A 17490-nucleotide genomic window follows, 5' to 3' on the forward strand; every position below is an offset into this window, starting at 1 on the left:
GTCACAGTTTTCAATCTTAACTCACCTATGCAAGTTATCAAAAAATCGCTCGAAGGATTGCTAGAAATTATACCAACGGTTTATAAAGATGAAAGAGGGTATTTTTTTGAGACTTACAATAAGCAAGCATTCGAGGCCCACGGATTGCCCACTCATTTTGTGCAAGATAACCAGTCTTTTTCCAAAAAAGGGGTAGTACGTGGTTTACATTTTCAACGCGAGCCGCACGCCCAAGGAAAATTGGTTCGGGTTGTCATGGGTCGTGTGTTAGATTTTGCCGTTGATATCCGCCCCAACTCCCCCACCTTTGGTCAATACGAGGCCGTTGAGCTTGACGCTACCCGCGGAAACCTATTTTATGTACCCGAAGGTTTCGCCCACGGATTTGTCGCTTTAGAGGATTCGGTATTTATTTATAAATGTACCAATCTCTATAATAAAGCCGCCGAAGGAGGTATTCTGTGGAATGACCCTACGCTCAATATCGACTGGCAAGTAACAAACCCTATTGTTTCCTCAAAAGACCTTGAGTTGCCCCAATTTGACCAAATTTCCTTTTAGCAATTTACATACCACACTTTTTACTTTGCTTTTTTTGATGTACCAAAAGAGTTAAAAAAGCACGTATTTATGTTTTAAAAGGCAAAAGAATTTATTTTTTTTTTAGGGGCTAGTTTGGCACAATTCATGGGAATTATATACCTAAAAAGCATATAGGTTTTCCATGATTTGATTCGTTTATGCCATTCTCATTTTTAAAGCGCAACCGAACGCCCGACACCATCCCACGTTCTTCTGCTTTTACGGTAGATATGCACGCGCACGTACTGCCAAAGTTAGACAATGGCCCCGAAACCCTCGAAGACGCGCTTATTTTGTTGCATGAAATGTCTTCCAAAGGTATTCGTAAAGTCATTGCCACTCCCCACATCATGGGCGACTATTACCCAAACAGTTTTGAAGATATTCAAATTGCCAAAAAGGTACTCAACCACGCCCTCATTCGCCGATGTATCCCCATTGAGCTAGAAGTAGCGGCCGAATATTACCTTGATGTTTCTTTTTTATCACTTCTTGACACCCAACAACCACTTTTAACGATTGCCAACAACTACTTACTCTTTGAAACAGGCATTGTGGGACTTCCGTCGTTCTTAAATGATGCCATTTCACTCATACAAAAACAGCAACTGACGCCCGTTTTAGCCCATCCCGAGCGTTATTATTATTTGCAACAAGATTTTAACCAAGTGCTTCGACTACATCGAAGTGGCGTTCTTTTTCAGGTTAATCTTGGGGCTTGGCAATCGAATCACCCTGCGACTCGCCTCCTAGCTGAACGGCTCATCAATGAAGGACTCGTGGACTTTTTGGGCAGTAACGCGCACAACCTGCGTGATTGGGGACAAGCGTCCGACGCCCTTCGGTCGAAGGCATTTGGGGTTGCGCTTGAAAAAGGGCTACTCAACGGCAGTTTGCTGTAAGTTGTAGTAAAAAAGGCGTACTTTTGGGCAGTAACGATGCCACTTATGTTAAAAGGAACCAAACTGTACAGTATTTTTGGCAACAAATGCCCACATTGCCACGAGGGTGCTTTTTTTAAAAACGATAATCCGTTCAATTTTAAAGACTTCGACAAAATGAACGACCACTGCGAAGTCTGCAACGAGCCTTTCGAGCGGGAACCTGGCTTTTATTTTGGAGGGATGTACGGCAGCTACGCGCTTTATACCGCACTGATTGCCGCAGTGTTTGTTACTTGTGTAGTAATGTGGGAAATGAACATTTTTTACGTTTTGGGCGTATTAATCCCCGTTATTATCATTTCACAACCACTTTTTTTTCGTTGGGGTCGATTACTTTGGATTAATATTTTTGTCAGCTATGACCCAGAAGCACCTAAAAATCCGCACCGTAATGTACCTAAATGGTAACTTCTGACAATTGATAAGGCAGATACTCATCTACATTATGTCCGTATTTGTGTAGTTCGCGAATAATCGTCGAGCTGATGGGGGCTAAATGGGGCGACGTAATCAAAAATACCGTTTCTACGTCGGGGTACACGTGGCGGTTTACTTGTGAAATGCTGTTTTCGTATTCAAAATCCGTGGTGTTTCGCAAACCTCTTACCAAAAACCGAGCCCCAAGTGAGCGCGCCATATTGGCTGTCAAATCATCATAAGTAACAACACTTACTTGCGGAAAAGCTTCAAAGGTTTTTTCAATCAACCCTTGCATGGCCTCCAGGGAGAAATACCTCTTTTTGTTAGAGTTATGTCCAATTCCGACGATAATCTGGTCAAACAGATTGAGCCCCCGCAAGACAATGTCTTCATGGCCTTTGGTAAATGGGTCAAATGATCCAGGAAAAAGAGCGATGCGATCTGTCATTTTTTGGGAGGTTGGGTTGCAAAATAAACGTTGTAAAGGCTAAAATAACGGTGTTCGGGCAGGTCTTCAAAAACTTCTTTCAATAAGAAACCCGTCGGATTTTTACCTAATTGAAGATAAGGCAAAAATTTCTGGAGCAATTGATAATCTTCTGAGTACGGGGTTGTTTCGCCGTAGATGTTACAAAGCACATTTTCTTGCGCAAGGCCGAGAGAATCGAGTACGAACATCACAAAATACCCCATATCGTTGGCCGATTTGTAACCAAACTTATTACAAAACAGTAACTTATCTGCTTTTGCAACTGTCAACGTCACAAAGTCGTCCTCAAAATAACAGGTCAGCAAAGTCCGTGCTTTTTCTACCGACGCCAAGCTGAGCGTACCTTCAATAAGTGCACTCGTTTGGTGAATAAAATGAGGCACGTGTTGCGTATAAGTTGTCAGAAACCATTCCCAGATTTCTTTTTCTACCATAAACACATTGCGCGCACCAAGTTTACGAACCTCGTGGTGCAACAAATGTTCCCCTTCAGGCACCTCCCCTTGCACCAATCCCAAGTAACTATTGGCATATTCTTTTCTAAAAAAGACGTCGGGAATTAAGGTAAATGAAGGTGTATTGAAACACACAGATACGTTCTTCCAAAGGTTACTGTTCAAAAATGGGTGCTCTTCGTACAATTGTTTTAGCCAAACCACCCATTTATTTTCCATGGGGAGTCCGCCAATAGAATAATCTTCCAAACACAGAACGTGCTTGGTTTTGCTTTCTAATACAAAAAACCGAAAACGTTCAACTCCCAATTCCAGCATCAATTCGTACTCGGCGCACTTATCGGGGTTGAAAGAAGGGTCTTTGATCTCCAACAATGGAGTAATAGCCACTTGCGTACCAATCATCAGTTTTGAAATACGATTTGTCTTGTGCTACGTTCATCGTGCATTTCGGTAGGGACGTGTCCTAAGTACCCTTTTAAGTCATAAATAGCTTCCAGCGAGTCGCAATACTTAAACATGGCATGAACTTCGTTCGCAGGATATTTTTTTATGTCTTCGATACTCATCCATTTCATTTCTTGAATGATTTGGTTGGCATCGGTCATTTCGGGGTCACTTCCAAGGTGCTGTTGTCCACCGACCACTTTCACTTCAAAAAATAATTCCAACGCGTGTAGAGGTGGTTGCATAAATTCGTTGACAAACAACAAATTCCCTACCTCCACCTCTAAGCCTGTTTCTTCCACAAACTCACGCTGTAGGGCTTCTAAGGTTGATTCCTCAAATTGGATACCTCCCCCAGGTGGACACCAAAAAACATCGGTATTCCCGATACCACGGTGACTCAACATCAATATTTTATTATGTTGGATACACACCCCGCAAACACGTATGCGAAGTCGGTTTCCATAAAGTCGTGCTACTTCTTCTCTCGCCTTTTCCAACGGTTGAAAACAGTTATGGTTTTCTTACAAGGCTGCAAAGATACGCATATATTAATATGGGCTACCCGAAATATAGCTTTCGAGCGATTGGATGCGCGCTTTTTGGTCCTTGATGATACTTGAAACAACGTCGTTGATAGAAATAATTCCAATCAGCTCGCCCTCATCTACCACAGGCAAGTGGCGAATGTGCTTTTCTGACATAATCAACATGGCCTCTTCCAACTTTTGTTCGGAGCTCACTGTAATTAGTTTTGAGGTCATCACGTCCTTGATTAGGGTGCTTTGGGACGAGCGGCCTTGCAAAATTCCTTTACGGGCATAATCCCGCTCCGAAAAAATCCCTGTAAGATTTCCCTCGTCGATGACCAATACCGCTCCAATGTTTTTTTCAGCCATTTGTTGAAGCGCTTCATACACGGTTGTTTCGGAGGTTACTGAGAAAATCGCATTGCGAGACTTGTCGCGAAGTACATTTTTAATGTTCATTTGGAAGGTTAAGTTATAGGATTTATAAAAGATTAACTACGGGTTTTACAAGGTGGCGTTTCCATTTTGAACGCGTTATTGGCATCAAAATAGTTTTTTTTCTTTTATAATGGCAACTTTTAGTTGGGAATAATTTTAAATGGTTGTGAATTTTACATTCCTGCCGTAGTTTTGGATACATGAAAGAAACATCGCCTCCTTCGCCGTCTGACTTACTCAAAAAGAGTTTTCCGCACGAGCCCACTGCTGGACAAGAACATTTTTTCCTAAAAATAGCCGAATTTTTGGAAGATGAAAACCTACGTGATTGTTTTTTGCTGAAAGGGTATGCGGGTACGGGTAAAACGACACTGATTAGCACCCTCATCAAAGTAATTCCCAAATTTGGATTTAAGACAGTTTTGCTTGCGCCCACTGGCCGAGCCGCCAAAGTAATGGCCAATTACTCGCGCAAAAAAGCGTTGACCATTCACAAAAAAATTTATCGCCAAGTAGCAGATGCTTATACTGGCGCTTTGCACTTTGAATTACAATCCAACAAACACCGCGACACGCTCTTTATCGTCGATGAAGCTTCCATGATTTCGGACGAAGCGGAGTTTGGCTCACGCGGGTTGCTGTCGGACTTAGTAGAATACGTTTTTGAGGGAATTGGCAACAAAATGCTGATTGTGGGGGATGTGGCACAGCTCCCACCTGTCAACAAAGACATAAGCCCCGCCCTCGATAAATCGGTGCTCGAAGCCGCTTATTACATGAGCGTCTATGAGCAAGAACTGACCGAAGTGACCCGCCAAGGGCAAGATTCTGGTATTCTCCATAATGCCACACGCTTGCGGGATTCGTTGCCCAAAGAAAAACTTTCTATTCAACTACAAACCAAAGGTTTACGGGATTTTTATAAAATGCCCAGCGACCGCCTTGAAGATGGTTTGCGGTATGCGTATGATAAATATGGACGTGAAAATGTGACGATTATAACCCGCTCAAACCGTGAAGCCGTACAGCTCAATCAGTTTGTAAGGCGACAAATCAACGGTGCCGAAGAAGAATTAGACACGGGCGATTTGCTGATGATTGTACGAAACAATTACACCGTTTTAGGCGAAGAGTCACCCGCAGGCTTTCTGGCCAATGGTGATTTTGTGGAAGTAAAACGAATCCGCCGCGAAGAAGAAGTTCACGGTTTCCGCTTTGCCACTGTCGAACTACAACTGCTTGATTATGAAGACCAACCGCCGTTTGAAGCAAAAATATTTTTAGATACACTACACTCCCCAAGTCCGTCGCTGAGTCAAGAAGAAAATCGGCGGCTGTACGATGCTGTTTCGCAAGATTACCAATACCTTAAAACGAAAAAAGCACGCACGGAAGCAATCCGTCAGGACGTGTACTTGAATGCTTTACAGGTAAAATTTGCGTATGCCCTGACTTGTCACAAATCACAAGGTGGGCAGTGGAAGGCGGTGTTTGTGAACCAAGGTTTTTTGCCCGAAGACCAACTGAACCGTGAATTTGTGCGTTGGCTTTACACCGCCGTAACCCGCGCCACGGATGAAGTCTTTATGATGAATTTCCACGCTCAGTTTTTTGAGTAGGCTCACCTTCCCGAAAGTTCAAAACCTCCCGAAAGTTTTAAACCTTCCCGAAAGTTCAAAACTTTCGGGAAGGTTGGCAGCTGTCCTACAAAGGTATATTCCCATGCTTTTTCTTGGGAAGCGTCGCCACTTTGTTTTCAAGCATTTTGAAGGCTCGCAACAATTTTTCGCGCGTTTGCTCAGGATAAATCACCTCGTCGATGTAGCCACGGTGAGCCGCACGATACGGATTCGCAAATTTTTCGGTATATTCTTGGACTTTTTCCTGCAATTTGGCCGCAGGGTCTTCCGCTTCAGCAATTTCTTTTTTGAAGATAATTTCAGCGGCCCCACTTGCCCCCATCACCGCAATTTCGGCGCTTGGCCAAGCGTAGTTCATGTCGGCACCGATGTGCTTTGAGTTCATTACGTCGTAGGCCCCGCCGTAGGCTTTGCGCGTAATGACCGTTACTCTCGGAACAGTAGCTTCACAAAAGGCGTACAACAATTTGGCGCCGTTGGTAATAATCGCATTCCACTCTTGGTCGGTACCAGGTAAGAAGCCTGGGACATCTTCAAGTACGAGCAACGGAATGTTAAAACTATCGCAGAAACGCACAAAACGTGCGCCTTTGGTGCTTGAATCAATGTCGAGAACACCTGCTAACACGGCTGGCTGATTGGCAACAATTCCAATGCTACGACCGCCCAAACGAGCAAAGCCTACGACGATGTTTTCGGCAAAATATTTATGTACTTCCCAAAAACTTCCCTCATCAACAATTTCACTGATGACCTCCCGCATATCGTACGGTTGGTTGGGATTTTCGGGAATAATTGTAGCTAGTTTTGCCCGCTTTTCATTGCCACCTTCGTAGGGTAACGCAGGAGCTTCTTCCTCGCAATTTTGAGGCATATAGCTCAACAAACGGCGAATATCGCTGATACATTCCACTTCGTTGGCACTCACAAAATGCGTCACTCCCGATTTTGACGCGTGCGTCATTGCTCCACCCAATTCTTCCGAAGTTACGTCTTCGTGGGTAACGGTTTTTACCACGTTGGGCCCCGTCACAAACATGTACGACGTATTTTCTACCATCATGATGAAGTCGGTGATGGCTGGTGAATAGACAGCACCGCCCGCACACGGCCCCATAATGGCCGATATTTGGGGAATGACGCCCGAAGCGAGGGTGTTTTTGTAAAAAATATCGGCATAACCTGCCAACGACAACACGCCTTCTTGGATGCGTGCCCCGCCCGAATCGTTGAGACCGATGACGGGTGCGCCATTTTTCATGGCCAAATCCATGATTTTACAGATTTTTTCGGCGTGAGTTTCGGACAAAGAACCTCCAAAAACCGTAAAATCCTGCGCAAAAACATAGACCAAACGCCCATCGATGGTACCATAACCCGTAATGACGCCGTCGCCCAAATAATATTCTTTGTCGAGGCCAAAATCCTTGCAACGGTGCATGACAAACTTCCCAATTTCTTCAAAAGAATCGGGGTCGAGCAACAACTCTACGCGCTCACGGGCGTGAAGTTTCCCTTTTTTGTGCTGCTGCTCAATGCGCTTGGCACCGCCACCGAGCAATGCTTCTTCGTTTTTTGTGTCTAAAATCTGAATTTTATCTGAGGCTTGCATCGTCAAAGATTTTGTTACTCATCAACTTGGTTTAGCTTGGAATAATCCTGCACAAATGTAAGAGAGATTATGACTTTATTTACCGTTTGCAACGACAAACAGTTGCTAAAGAAGTATAGAGTAGTTCACGTTCCAGATCTAAGGCGCTTTTTGAAGCTGCACAAATGCCTCGTACAAGGCTTGATGGTAAATAGTAGCGTGATTTTCGTCGGGAAGATAATGGTACAGGGCATTCAGCAAGCTACTTTGGTCTTTTTTGAGCAGTTCAAACAAGCTTTTTGCGTCGCTTTCCATCACTTTCCCTTCTTTTCCGACCGCAACAAATACCTTCGTTGAAGACGTCAACGGTTGGCGTTTGGCGACCAACAACGATTCCTTATCCCACCAAAGACTTGGGCTAACAATTACGTATTGGTTAAAAAGGTGCGGTTTTTTGAAAAGAATTTCGGTGGCTAACAAACCTCCAAGTGACTGCCCAACAAGTGTTTTACTATTGTTCGTTTTATAATTTTGGTCAACAAATGGCTGAACTTCTTTTTCTAAAAACGCAATAAACTTGGCAGAAGCTCCCGTAGTAGGGAAGTCTTTTTTGTCTTTTTCAACGGTCGTTGGAAAGGTAAAATCTCGACGACGGTCGCGATTGGCAATCCCCACAACGATGGTTTTTGGCAAGATATTTACCCAAGGAAAACTACAAAATTGCACCAAGCCCGCCACGTGAATAAAATCCTCGTCGGCAGAACCATCCAACAAATAAATAACAGGGTATCGGAGTGCGGAATCGGGAGAATAGCCGTCGGGCAAATAAACATTTAAGGTGCGTTGTTCACCCAACTCTACCGACTGAATCTGCTCAATTTTTCCAAGGACAAACGGCTTGGCTTCCTTCGTTTGCGCATTGACTGCCGAAGGAAACCAAACTATAAAAATTAGGGTAAGTACCCGAAATAAATTCGTCATGCGGATGAGCCATTACCGTTTTTCAATGCCCGACAAAATACGGCGGATGTCGTTGGCTCGCTGCATAAAATCAAAGCTTGATTTTACATCGCGGTCGTCGATAAACTGCTTGTATTGCTGCAAAAACTCAATATAATCCCCCAAGGCGCGGGACAAATTTTCCCGATTTTGGTCAAAAATAGGTGCCCACATCGCGGGTGAACTTTTAGCCAAACGCACCGTTGAGCTAAAGCCTGTACTGGCCATATCGAAGATATTCTGTTCGTCACGCTCTTTTTCAAGCACGGTATAACCCAAAGCAAAGGAGGTAACGTGGCTCAAATGAGACACATACGCCAGATGCAAATCGTGCTCTGCAGGAGTCATGTAGTGAATTTTCATGCCAATATCGCGGAACAATGCCTCTGCCAACGCCACACATTCGGGGCTACTTTTTTCACAATCGCACAAAATCACGTTTTTTTCGGGCAATAACTCTCGAAAAGCCGCCGACGGCCCTGAGTTTTCCGTTCCCGCCATCGGGTGTGCCGCCACAAAACGGTCACGCTTTGGGTGTGTATCTGCCGTTTCGCAAATTAGCCGTTTGGTAGAACCCAAATCGATCACTGTCCCCTTGTCGCCGATTAAATCAAGCACTTGCGGGACTAGCGTAACAATGTGGTTAACGGGAACAGCCAAAACGACTAAATCCGACTTAGGTACGGCCAATTCGAGCGGCAATATTTCATCCACAATGCCTTTGGCCACCGCCAATCGCCCGTGAACTTCGGAGGCATCAACGCCAATAAAGTGCATTTTGGGGTATTTATCGCGCAAAGAAAGGGCATACGACCCTCCCAAAAGTCCAATTCCTATAATGGTTGTTATCACGTCAGTATCAGATTAAATAGTTACTTTTTGTCTATTTTTCAGAAAAGTGTGCAAAAGTAATGAGTTCTCCGTTTTTTTGTCTCGTTTATTTCAGATTGGGTATAGGAAACTTTTCAGGTGACTCAGCAAACGTAAACACATAGGCCACATAGAATTTTCACATAGCACACAAATCCAAAGGTCTATGTTTACTAAATGCTACCATCTCCTGTATTTATTCGTACACCCTAAGACAATGAATCAAATTGCTTTCAAATGATGGAAAAATACATGGTTCGTGCGCTTGAACTAGCCGCACTTGGACGAGGAAACGTAAGCCCCAACCCCATGGTGGGCTGTGTGATTGTGCACAATGATACAATCATTGGAGAAGGCTGGCACCGTCGATACGGCGATTGGCACGCGGAGGTCAATGCCGTCAATGACGCGATTGCACGGGGAAATGAACATGTATTGTCCAAAAGCACCGTCTATGTTACCCTAGAACCTTGCTCACATTTTGGTAAGACCCCGCCTTGCGCAGATTTGTTGGTCGAAAAAAGAGTCAAACAAGTTGTTATTTGCAACGACGACCCCAATCCGCTGGTGGCAGGAAAAGGAATTCAAAAACTCAGAGAGGCAGGAATTGAAGTAATTAATGGTATGTTGGTCGAAGAAGGACGGCAACTAAATGCCCGTTTTTTTACATTTTTTGAGCAAAAACGCCCTTATATCCTTTTGAAATGGGCCGAAACTGCCGATGGTTTCATTGCCGACGAGCACAAACAGCCCCTTTCTATCAGTTGCCTGCAATCAAGGGTACTGAGTCATCAATGGCGTAGCCAAGAGGATGCCATTTTGGTAGGAACCAATACGGCGCTTCACGATAACCCCCAATTGAATACCCGACTTTGGGAAGGCTCTCACCCCACTCGAATTGTCATTGACCGTACGTTACGGCTCCCGCAGGAGTTACACTTATTTGACAATTCACAAAAGACCCTCTGCTACAACGCTTTCAAGAACGAAGAACAAGGCAATACGGCCTTTGTGCAAATTGATTTTGACGAAAATTTCCTCAAACATTTGCTGGCTGATTTATACCAACGCAAAATCCAATCGGTCATCGTAGAGGGTGGAACGTTGGTGTTACAAACTTTTCTAAACGAAGGAATTTTTGACGAAATACACATTTTTAAGAGTGCAAAGGCGATTCAAAAAGGCACTGCCGCTCCCCTACTCCCCACGGGCGTTCGGCTAGTGAATCAAACCAACATTGGCGGGGATTGGCTAAGTTCTTATCGGCAACCAAGGTAAACACATAGTCCACGTAGAATTGTCACATAGCACACGAAAGACTATCTATGTTTGCTATGTGTTTATTCTACTGTTGCCTATGTGTTTTAAAAAGAATGCGACCGAGCTTAATTTACCTTAATTGATTTTTTTGAATCAAATTCCCGCAATCATCTCCGCGACTTTCCTTCCCGTTGCCATGGCGGCATTGAGGGACGGATACGCTACGTGGTCGCCACACTCGTACAAAGTATCGGTTATTTTTAATTCAGTTGCTGCTGAATTGGCAGGAAAGCTCAACAACGATTCGGGCAAATGATACGTTCGTAAGTGCTTCCACGATTTGACATCCGCTCCGAACCATTCGGTTAACTCCTTGACAATGTGCGTCGTCAGCTTTTGTTCATCTACCCCTTCTAATCCCTGCGTACTCACCGAAACCAACGTTTTCCCTGCGGGGGCATAAGAAGGCGCAATGTCGCTTGGCACGCATATATTGTGAACGGTTGAAAGGCGATTGGGATTCAAGGCCAGCATTTTTTCCGTCAAAGGAGAACGCTCGGCGGCAAAATACGTACAGGTGGTTTTGTTGAAACTCCGTTGAACGTTTCGGCCCAAAAGTCGATCTGCTTGCAAAGCATCCGTTGCTACCACTACGGCCTTTGCAGTGAGGGTTTGACCGTCGGCCAAAGTCACCGTATTTCCAACGATTTTAGCAACTTTTGTTTGAAGCTGCACCGCACCCTCGGGAAGTTTGGCCGCCAACTGATTCGGGATTTCCTGCATTCCTTGAGCGGGAATTACGGCTTCACCGTTGTAAAATTGTTTGAAAACAAATCGAAAAAAATTACTCGACGTTGCCAATTCATTTTCCAGAAAAACACCCCCAAAAAAGGGTTTAAAAAAATTCCGAATCATGCCTTCACTCCAACCCAAATCGCGCAAATACGACAGGGTATCGGTGGACTTATCGTTAAAAAAGGCTTCCGTTGATTCCTTAGAAACCTCATTCGACAACTGTAAAACCTTGAGTTTGTCCACCAACGAACCTACGGGAGAAAGCAACGTATTGACCAATTGAGCAGGTTCTTTAAAAGGGTCGCTCATGACCGAAAAAGTACCGTCGAGGCGTATTAGTGCCCCCGAACGAAAGCTTTTTAAATCAAGGGCTTGGTAATCAAGCAGTTTTTGCGCCTCGGGGTATGCCGTTAGAAGAATTTGAAATCCACGGTCTAGTAAAAAACCATCCATTTTATCGGTACGAACGCGGCCACCAACGGCATCCGATGCTTCCAATACCAACGATGAAACCCCAAAACGGTTTAGATAAGTAGCACAGGTAAGCCCCGCCATGCCTGCGCCTACAATAATTACGTCATGATTTGCCATGCAATCAAAACTATTTTCCGAACAAATAGTTTTCACTTTTTTTACAAAAATGCCCATAGGTCAACCACCGAGTAGCGCCTTTCTGCGGATAAAAAATAACACTACTTCGCCAACAATGTAGTAAGCTTTTTTGAACCAAGTGCTTTTAATAGTTGTATTTTCATTATAATCACAAGCCAAGCTACGTATGAAAGTAGAATTAGTTCGCGTTGACGATGGGTTTCACTTCGAGGCCACAGGTTCGTCAGATATAAAAGTACACACCGATGCGTCGCCAGCCATTGGTGGCCAAAACGCGGGGGTACGCCCCATGGAGTTGTTGTTGATGGGTGTTGGGAGTTGTAGTGCGATTGACGTTGTGCTTATTCTCAAAAAACAACGCCAAGAAGTTACCGACTTCAGAATCACCGTAGAGGGCGACCGCGTAAAAGAAGAAACGACCGAACGTTCACCTTTCCGCTCGGTCACTATTCATTATTTCTTCAAAGGAAATAACCTCGACCGTGCCAAAATCGAACGTGCGGTGAAATTATCGATGGAGAAATACTGCTCGGCCACGGCTCAATTTGAGCCTTTAGCGCAAATCGGGCACACCATTACCATTGAGGAGTAAATAGGTTTTGAGTTTGGGGTTTCCCGTTGGGAGTTCAAAAGCCCCAAACTCAAAAGACGCCTACCACCAACGGTAAAACAAACCAACCCGCGCATTGATAGATGAAGCGGCGTTGATTCCTTCGCTTTCTATTTTAAAAGGGATGTGCTGATAGGTTGCCCCCAGTTCAAGCCCCACATTTCCTGTTTTGCTCAACAACACGCGCACTCCAGCGCCTCCCTGTGCAACAAACTTAAAGCCATTGTCGCCCGTTGATAACATTCCGTAGTAATTGGCTACTTCCGCAAACGCAGCCCCCAATCCTGCCTGTACATACGGCCGAACGCGCGCATTGACATCCCCAACGTGATAGCTACCCGTCAACGTAATCGGATAAGCCGTGACTGTACGCGTTTGCACGGCCGAAATAGCGCCATTGTCATATTCATACACCTGACGAGGCAAACGGTTCATAAAATACTGTGAACCAATCGCAAACCCCACCGACATATTGTTTTTTGGGAAAACAAAATCAACGGCCAGTGAATAGTTACGAAACGTATTGGCCGCCATAAAATCACCTAGCGAACCCGTGGCAACTCCCAAACCTCCCGTCAAAGAAACACGATACGAGGTATATCTCAAGTATGGCGACTCTCTTTTGAATAACTGAGGTCGGTCAATAACTTGTTGTGCCTCAGCTATATTTACCAAAAACACCCCCATAAAGCAGAGCACAATGGCGCTTATTGTTTTTACTTTTCTAATTTTCATGCCAACCATCATAAGTTGTTATTTTACTACTTTTTCAAATACATCGACTGCTTAAATACATTGTCAATCACATTCGTCAAAGACGCTGCGTCAAAAATGCCATTTCCTCGAATCTGGGCATTCCAAACCACCTTGGGTTGCAGCCCGTTGGTCGCATTTTTTAAATCCACCATTTCCAAATACCAATACGTTTCTGAAGTTTGATAATAAGAGTAGGTTGGAGGATAATAAAATCCGCCGCCGCCAGTATATCCCCAGTAGCTGTTCCAAGGGTTATAATTGGCGACAAGCCCCGTTTGGGTTTCTCTGATGCGAGCTACACTGACGCCCAAATCTGGTTTTGCTTCACGCGTTACTCGCTTGTATCCGCGCTGCGTCATGGTTGATGTGATACGGTCTAATGCCGAATAATCTTGCGTAGAAGTCGAAACGCCCGTCTGCTGATTTTGAATTACATATACAGTATCGGCCAAGCTAAAGGTCTGGTAATTAGCAAAATTGACCGTAGGTTCGTAATTAGTAATAAAAACTTGGGTTTCCTCTACCGTCAAATCTTTCAAGGGGTCAGGTGCGCACGCAGTGGCTATTATTGCGACCGTTACTCCTAAAATAAGTGCTTGAAATTTAACTTTCATGGTTTATTCTCGGTTTTTTTATAACCTACTAACGAAAAGTTGGCCCAAATCATTTCATCTTTTTTATGCTCAAAATTGCCCACGACCCAATTTTTTGTCATCCGCTTCCCAAAGGCCCCAATGGAGAACCCCATCGTTTTCCAATGGCCAAATACGAACTTATTCCCGAGCAGCTCCTGTATGAAGGCACCTGCACGTCCGATAACTTCTTCTCTCCTAGCCACTTGGACGAACATTGGATTTTGGGAGTACACGATACTACCTACTGGGAAGATTTAAAAAACGTGAGAATTTCTGACAAAATGGTTCGACGGATTGGTTTTCCGCTGAATCAACGACTCATTGAGCGCGAAACACGCATTGCCCAAGGAACGATTGAATGTTGTCATTTTGCGTTGACGTTTGGCGTTTCGATGAATGTCGCAGGCGGCACCCATCATGCTTATGCTGATCGTGGCGAAGGGTTTTGTTTGTTGAACGATGTGGCTATCGCCGCCAATTATTTACTTTCGAAGCAACTTGCGACCAACATTCTGGTGGTCGATTTGGATGTGCACCAAGGCAATGGAACGGCCGTTATTTTTCAGAACAACCCTCAGGTTTTTACCTTTTCAATGCACGGCAAAGACAATTATCCTTTGTTCAAAGAAAAATCAGACCTCGACATCGAACTCCCTACGGGAACGCAAGACCAAGACTATCTCCGCTTGCTTTATGAGACATTACCTTATCTCATCGACCAACAACAGCCCGATTTTGTTTTTTACATTTCGGGGGTTGATATTTTGGAGACGGATAAATTGGGAAAATTGAAAGTAACCCGCGAGGGCTGTTATCGCCGTGATGAGTTTGTATTTTCTCAGTGTAAACAACGAAATATCCCTGTTGTGGTTTCGATGGGTGGAGGCTATTCTCCGCGCTTGGCCGATATTGTGGAAGCGCATTGTAATACGTACCGAATTGCACAGCAGCTATATTTTTAATCTTTTACTGTAAAACTTGGTAAGTCAAGAACGCCAACCCATACGCCAAAACCGTCATGTATGCCAACTGAATGAGGGGCCATTTCCAGCCGTGGGTTTCGCGCTTTACAGTCGCAATGGTACTCATGCACATCATCGCAAATACGTAAAACACCAACAGCGAAAATGCCAGCGCGGGTGTGTACATGGCTTTTCCCGTTTTAGGATTTATCTCAGCACGCATTCGGGCTTTGATGGTTCCGTTATCTTCATCCGCTTCGCTTCCGATGCTATAAATGGTGCTCATCGTACCTACAAACACTTCGCGCGCGGCAAATGAAGCCAATAATGCAATGCCAATTTTCCAATCGTAACCCAAAGGCGCAATGGCAGGTTCAATAAATTTTCCAAAATGACCCGCGTACGAATGCTCTAACTTGTACGCTGCTACCGCGTTTTCCATTTCAGCCCCTGTCAGCGTAGGTTGCTCTTTTTGAATAGTTTCTTCTGCTTTTGAAATGGCATCGCCTGGGCCATACGTAGCCAGCACCCAAAGAATAATAGAGATGGCAACGATGATTTTACCCGCTTGGGTCACAAATGATTTAACACTATCCCAAACGGCAATACCCACATGGTACCAACGCGGAATTTGGTAGGTAGGCATTTCCATGACAAAATAGCCCGTTTCGGCGCTTTCAACTCTTCCTTTGATGGCCCAAGCCGATACCAAGGCACTGATTAGCCCCAGCAAGTACAAGCCCATGAGCGTCAGTCCTTGGAGGGTAAAAAAACCAAGTACTGCCGTAGAAGGCACAACCAGCGCAATAAGCACCGTGTAAATCGGCAAACGAGCCGAACAACTCATCAGCGGCGTGACCAATATTGTCAACAGTCGTTCTTTGCGATTTCCGATGCTTCTGGCTGCCATAATGGCTGGTACGGCACAGGCTACTCCTGAAATAAGCGGCACTACACTCCGACCATTTAAGCCAAATTTTCGCATGAGTTTGTCCATAATGACCATCACCCGAGCCATGTAGCCCGATTCTTCAAGCAACGAAACCAAGAAAAACAAGAAGGCGATTTGAGGAATAAAAATCACAACCCCGCCAATGCCCGCCACCAGTCCATCGGTCAATAAATCGGTCAATGCGCCTTCTGGAAGTTTTGCTTTTAACCAATCATTCAACGACGCCATTCCTGCATCAATCAGGTCCATGGGATAGCTGGCAAACGTAAATACGGCTTGAAATATGACCAACAGCACGGCCAAGAAAACGGCATATCCCCAAAAAGGGTGGAGTAAAACTTTATCTAAACGCCTCGTCCACAACGGTTTCACTAGAAACTCTGCCACTGTTTTTACCGAATCTTTGACGAGACCATCGATGACCGCATATCGGTGCATGGTTTCGGCTGCTTGAAAACCACTTTCTTTGAAGCCGTGTTTTTCAATCATTTTATCGTAAGCAACCCGCTTTTCCTGCGGTACAAACGAAAAAATATCGTGTTGCTGAACGTGGTGCAATGCCAAATAATTATTGGAAATAGCGTTCGTGCGTTTTACTTCGTCAATCAATTCGGGGAATTGCTCCGCAGGATTAAAATAATATTTCTCAACCGAAATATTGGGACTTTCTAGCTGTTGCACCACGGCCTGTTTGAGTTGGTCTAAGCCTTCTCCTACCCGCGCATTGATGCGAACGACGGGCACGCCCAATTTCATCGCTAATTTTACGGCATTGACTTGCAAGTTTTTATCCCGCGCTACGTCGAGCATGTTCAAGGCCAAAACAACGGGCAAACCTAAATCTGCTACTTGGGTAAACAACAGCAAATTACGTTTGAGGTTGGAGGCATCAGCCACCACTACTACCACATCAGGATAATCTTCGTGGGAGGGATTGGCCAAAATATCAATTACTACTCGCTCATCCAGCGCTTTTGGATATAAACTATACAGACCTGGCAAGTCAACAACCACTGCCTCAGTAGCATCATTGAGCATCCAAGGGCCTGATTTTTTTTCTACCGTAACACTCGGGAAATTTCCAACTTTTTGACGCAATCCAGTCAGTTGATTAAACAACGATGACTTACCGATATTGGGATTGCCGACGATGGCGATGATGGGATTCTTTTTCAAGGGATATTAAATGCTTTCTTCAACAATAACCGTAGCCGCTTCTTCTTTGCGCATTGCCAGACAATAGCCGTTTACTTGCACACCAATTGGGTCGCCCAAAGGTGCCACAAAATCGAGCATCACCTCAATGCCAGGCAAAAAACCCATTTCGAGTAGTTTCAACGATAAATCTTCTTGGCGAAACTCTTTCACAAAAGCTCTTTCTCCCAGTTGTAAGTCGGCGATGGTTTTCATATTGGACGGGTGGTTCAGTCTATTTTCTCAAAAGGGTTTGAGTCATATAACGCAATTTATTTAGATTGAGTTTAAATAGAACCACACAAAAT

Annotated in this window: 19 protein-coding genes; 7 read left to right on the forward strand and 12 right to left on the reverse strand. The window is 44.6% G+C overall.

The features are described 5' to 3' along the window. The first annotated feature begins 27 nt into the window (after window positions 1–27). The 3 genes from rfbC to AC23N5_RS27590 all read left to right on the forward strand — a co-directional run bounded on the left by rfbC (window position 28) and on the right by AC23N5_RS27590 (window position 1934). Entirely contained in the window at window positions 28–561 is a 534-nt protein-coding gene (gene rfbC, locus AC23N5_RS27580) for a dTDP-4-dehydrorhamnose 3,5-epimerase (RefSeq protein ID WP_487758001.1), read from the forward strand. 179 nt (window positions 562–740) lie between these two features. Beyond that, window positions 741–1484 (forward strand): tyrosine-protein phosphatase, encoded by a 744-nt coding sequence (locus AC23N5_RS27585; RefSeq protein ID WP_487758002.1) that lies wholly within the window; start codon window positions 741–743, stop codon window positions 1482–1484. 45 nt (window positions 1485–1529) lie between these two features. Beyond that, window positions 1530–1934: a DUF983 domain-containing protein gene (locus AC23N5_RS27590; protein WP_183977815.1), complete on the forward strand. Its 405-nt coding sequence runs from the start codon at window positions 1530–1532 to the stop codon at window positions 1932–1934. Here the strand turns inward: AC23N5_RS27590 and coaD are convergent. From coaD to AC23N5_RS27610, 4 genes are read right to left on the reverse strand one after another with little or no spacing between them, the layout of a single operon-like run. After that, on the reverse strand, window positions 1924–2394 hold the full coding sequence (coaD, locus tag AC23N5_RS27595) for a pantetheine-phosphate adenylyltransferase (protein WP_183977813.1): 471 nt from the start codon (window positions 2392–2394) through the stop codon (window positions 1924–1926). The two genes, AC23N5_RS27590 and coaD, sit on opposite strands and share 11 nt — an antisense overlap. Beyond that, window positions 2391–3296, reverse strand: a complete 906-nt coding sequence (locus AC23N5_RS27600) for a DUF3822 family protein (RefSeq protein ID WP_028526181.1) — start codon at window positions 3294–3296, stop codon at window positions 2391–2393. Before AC23N5_RS27600 ends, coaD begins: the two co-directional genes overlap by 4 nt. Next, window positions 3296–3838 carry an NUDIX domain-containing protein gene (locus tag AC23N5_RS27605; RefSeq protein WP_487758003.1) on the reverse strand — a complete coding sequence of 181 codons (543 nt, stop codon included), beginning with the start codon at window positions 3836–3838 and terminating at the stop codon, window positions 3296–3298. The genes AC23N5_RS27600 and AC23N5_RS27605 overlap by 1 nt, the downstream gene beginning before the upstream one ends. 51 nt (window positions 3839–3889) lie before the next feature. Further along, a complete protein-coding gene (locus AC23N5_RS27610; protein WP_028526180.1) occupies window positions 3890–4327 on the reverse strand; it encodes a CBS domain-containing protein in 438 nt (145 codons plus the stop codon). A 179-nt stretch (window positions 4328–4506) separates the two neighbouring features. On the opposite strand from AC23N5_RS27610, the gene AC23N5_RS27615 reads away from it, so the two are divergent. Beyond that, entirely contained in the window at window positions 4507–5925 is a 1419-nt protein-coding gene (locus AC23N5_RS27615) for an ATP-dependent DNA helicase (protein ID WP_487758004.1), read from the forward strand. Window positions 5926–6010: 85 nt separating this feature from the next. Here AC23N5_RS27615 and AC23N5_RS27620 read toward each other — a convergent pair whose 3' ends face one another. The 3 genes from AC23N5_RS27620 to AC23N5_RS27630 form a co-directional block, all read right to left on the reverse strand. Further along, window positions 6011–7558, reverse strand: a complete 1548-nt coding sequence (locus AC23N5_RS27620; protein ID WP_487758005.1) for an acyl-CoA carboxylase subunit beta — start codon at window positions 7556–7558, stop codon at window positions 6011–6013. Window positions 7559–7696: 138 nt separating this feature from the next. After that, window positions 7697–8518, reverse strand: coding sequence for an alpha/beta hydrolase (locus AC23N5_RS27625; RefSeq protein WP_487758006.1), 822 nt, complete (start codon window positions 8516–8518; stop codon window positions 7697–7699). A gap of 12 nt (window positions 8519–8530) precedes the next feature. Then, the gene (locus AC23N5_RS27630) at window positions 8531–9388 is read right to left on the reverse strand and encodes a prephenate dehydrogenase (protein WP_183977806.1); all 858 of its coding nucleotides are present in this window, start codon (window positions 9386–9388) and stop codon (window positions 8531–8533) included. Window positions 9389–9643: 255 nt separating this feature from the next. On the opposite strand from AC23N5_RS27630, the gene ribD reads away from it, so the two are divergent. Beyond that, complete coding sequence (gene ribD / locus AC23N5_RS27635; protein ID WP_487758007.1) at window positions 9644–10684, forward strand: bifunctional diaminohydroxyphosphoribosylaminopyrimidine deaminase/5-amino-6-(5-phosphoribosylamino)uracil reductase RibD; 1041 nt, start codon at window positions 9644–9646, stop codon at window positions 10682–10684. Between the two features lie 135 nt (window positions 10685–10819). Here ribD and AC23N5_RS27640 read toward each other — a convergent pair whose 3' ends face one another. Then, window positions 10820–12052 (reverse strand): NAD(P)/FAD-dependent oxidoreductase, encoded by a 1233-nt coding sequence (locus AC23N5_RS27640; RefSeq protein WP_487758008.1) that lies wholly within the window; start codon window positions 12050–12052, stop codon window positions 10820–10822. Between the two features lie 187 nt (window positions 12053–12239). Between AC23N5_RS27640 and AC23N5_RS27645 the strand changes: the two genes are divergently transcribed. Further along, a complete protein-coding gene (locus AC23N5_RS27645) occupies window positions 12240–12665 on the forward strand; it encodes an OsmC family protein (RefSeq protein ID WP_028526173.1) in 426 nt (141 codons plus the stop codon). 60 nt (window positions 12666–12725) lie between these two features. On the opposite strand, the gene AC23N5_RS27650 is transcribed toward AC23N5_RS27645, so the two are convergent. Continuing rightward, the gene (locus AC23N5_RS27650; RefSeq protein ID WP_487758009.1) at window positions 12726–13418 is read right to left on the reverse strand and encodes a hypothetical protein; all 693 of its coding nucleotides are present in this window, start codon (window positions 13416–13418) and stop codon (window positions 12726–12728) included. 26 nt (window positions 13419–13444) lie between these two features. Next, a complete protein-coding gene (locus AC23N5_RS27655) occupies window positions 13445–14053 on the reverse strand; it encodes a DUF4136 domain-containing protein (RefSeq protein ID WP_183977798.1) in 609 nt (202 codons plus the stop codon). A gap of 65 nt (window positions 14054–14118) precedes the next feature. Between AC23N5_RS27655 and AC23N5_RS27660 the strand changes: the two genes are divergently transcribed. Next, complete coding sequence (locus AC23N5_RS27660) at window positions 14119–15036, forward strand: histone deacetylase family protein (protein WP_487758010.1); 918 nt, start codon at window positions 14119–14121, stop codon at window positions 15034–15036. A 4-nt stretch (window positions 15037–15040) separates the two neighbouring features. On the opposite strand, the gene feoB is transcribed toward AC23N5_RS27660, so the two are convergent. Both feoB and AC23N5_RS27670 read right to left on the reverse strand, forming a co-directional pair. After that, on the reverse strand, window positions 15041–17164 hold the full coding sequence (gene feoB / locus AC23N5_RS27665; protein ID WP_487758011.1) for a ferrous iron transport protein B: 2124 nt from the start codon (window positions 17162–17164) through the stop codon (window positions 15041–15043). Window positions 17165–17170: 6 nt separating this feature from the next. Beyond that, the gene (locus AC23N5_RS27670; RefSeq protein ID WP_037301893.1) at window positions 17171–17398 is read right to left on the reverse strand and encodes a FeoA family protein; all 228 of its coding nucleotides are present in this window, start codon (window positions 17396–17398) and stop codon (window positions 17171–17173) included. Window positions 17399–17490 lie beyond the last annotated feature (92 nt).

It is taken from the genome of Runella sp. R5_40, assembly GCF_057652295.1.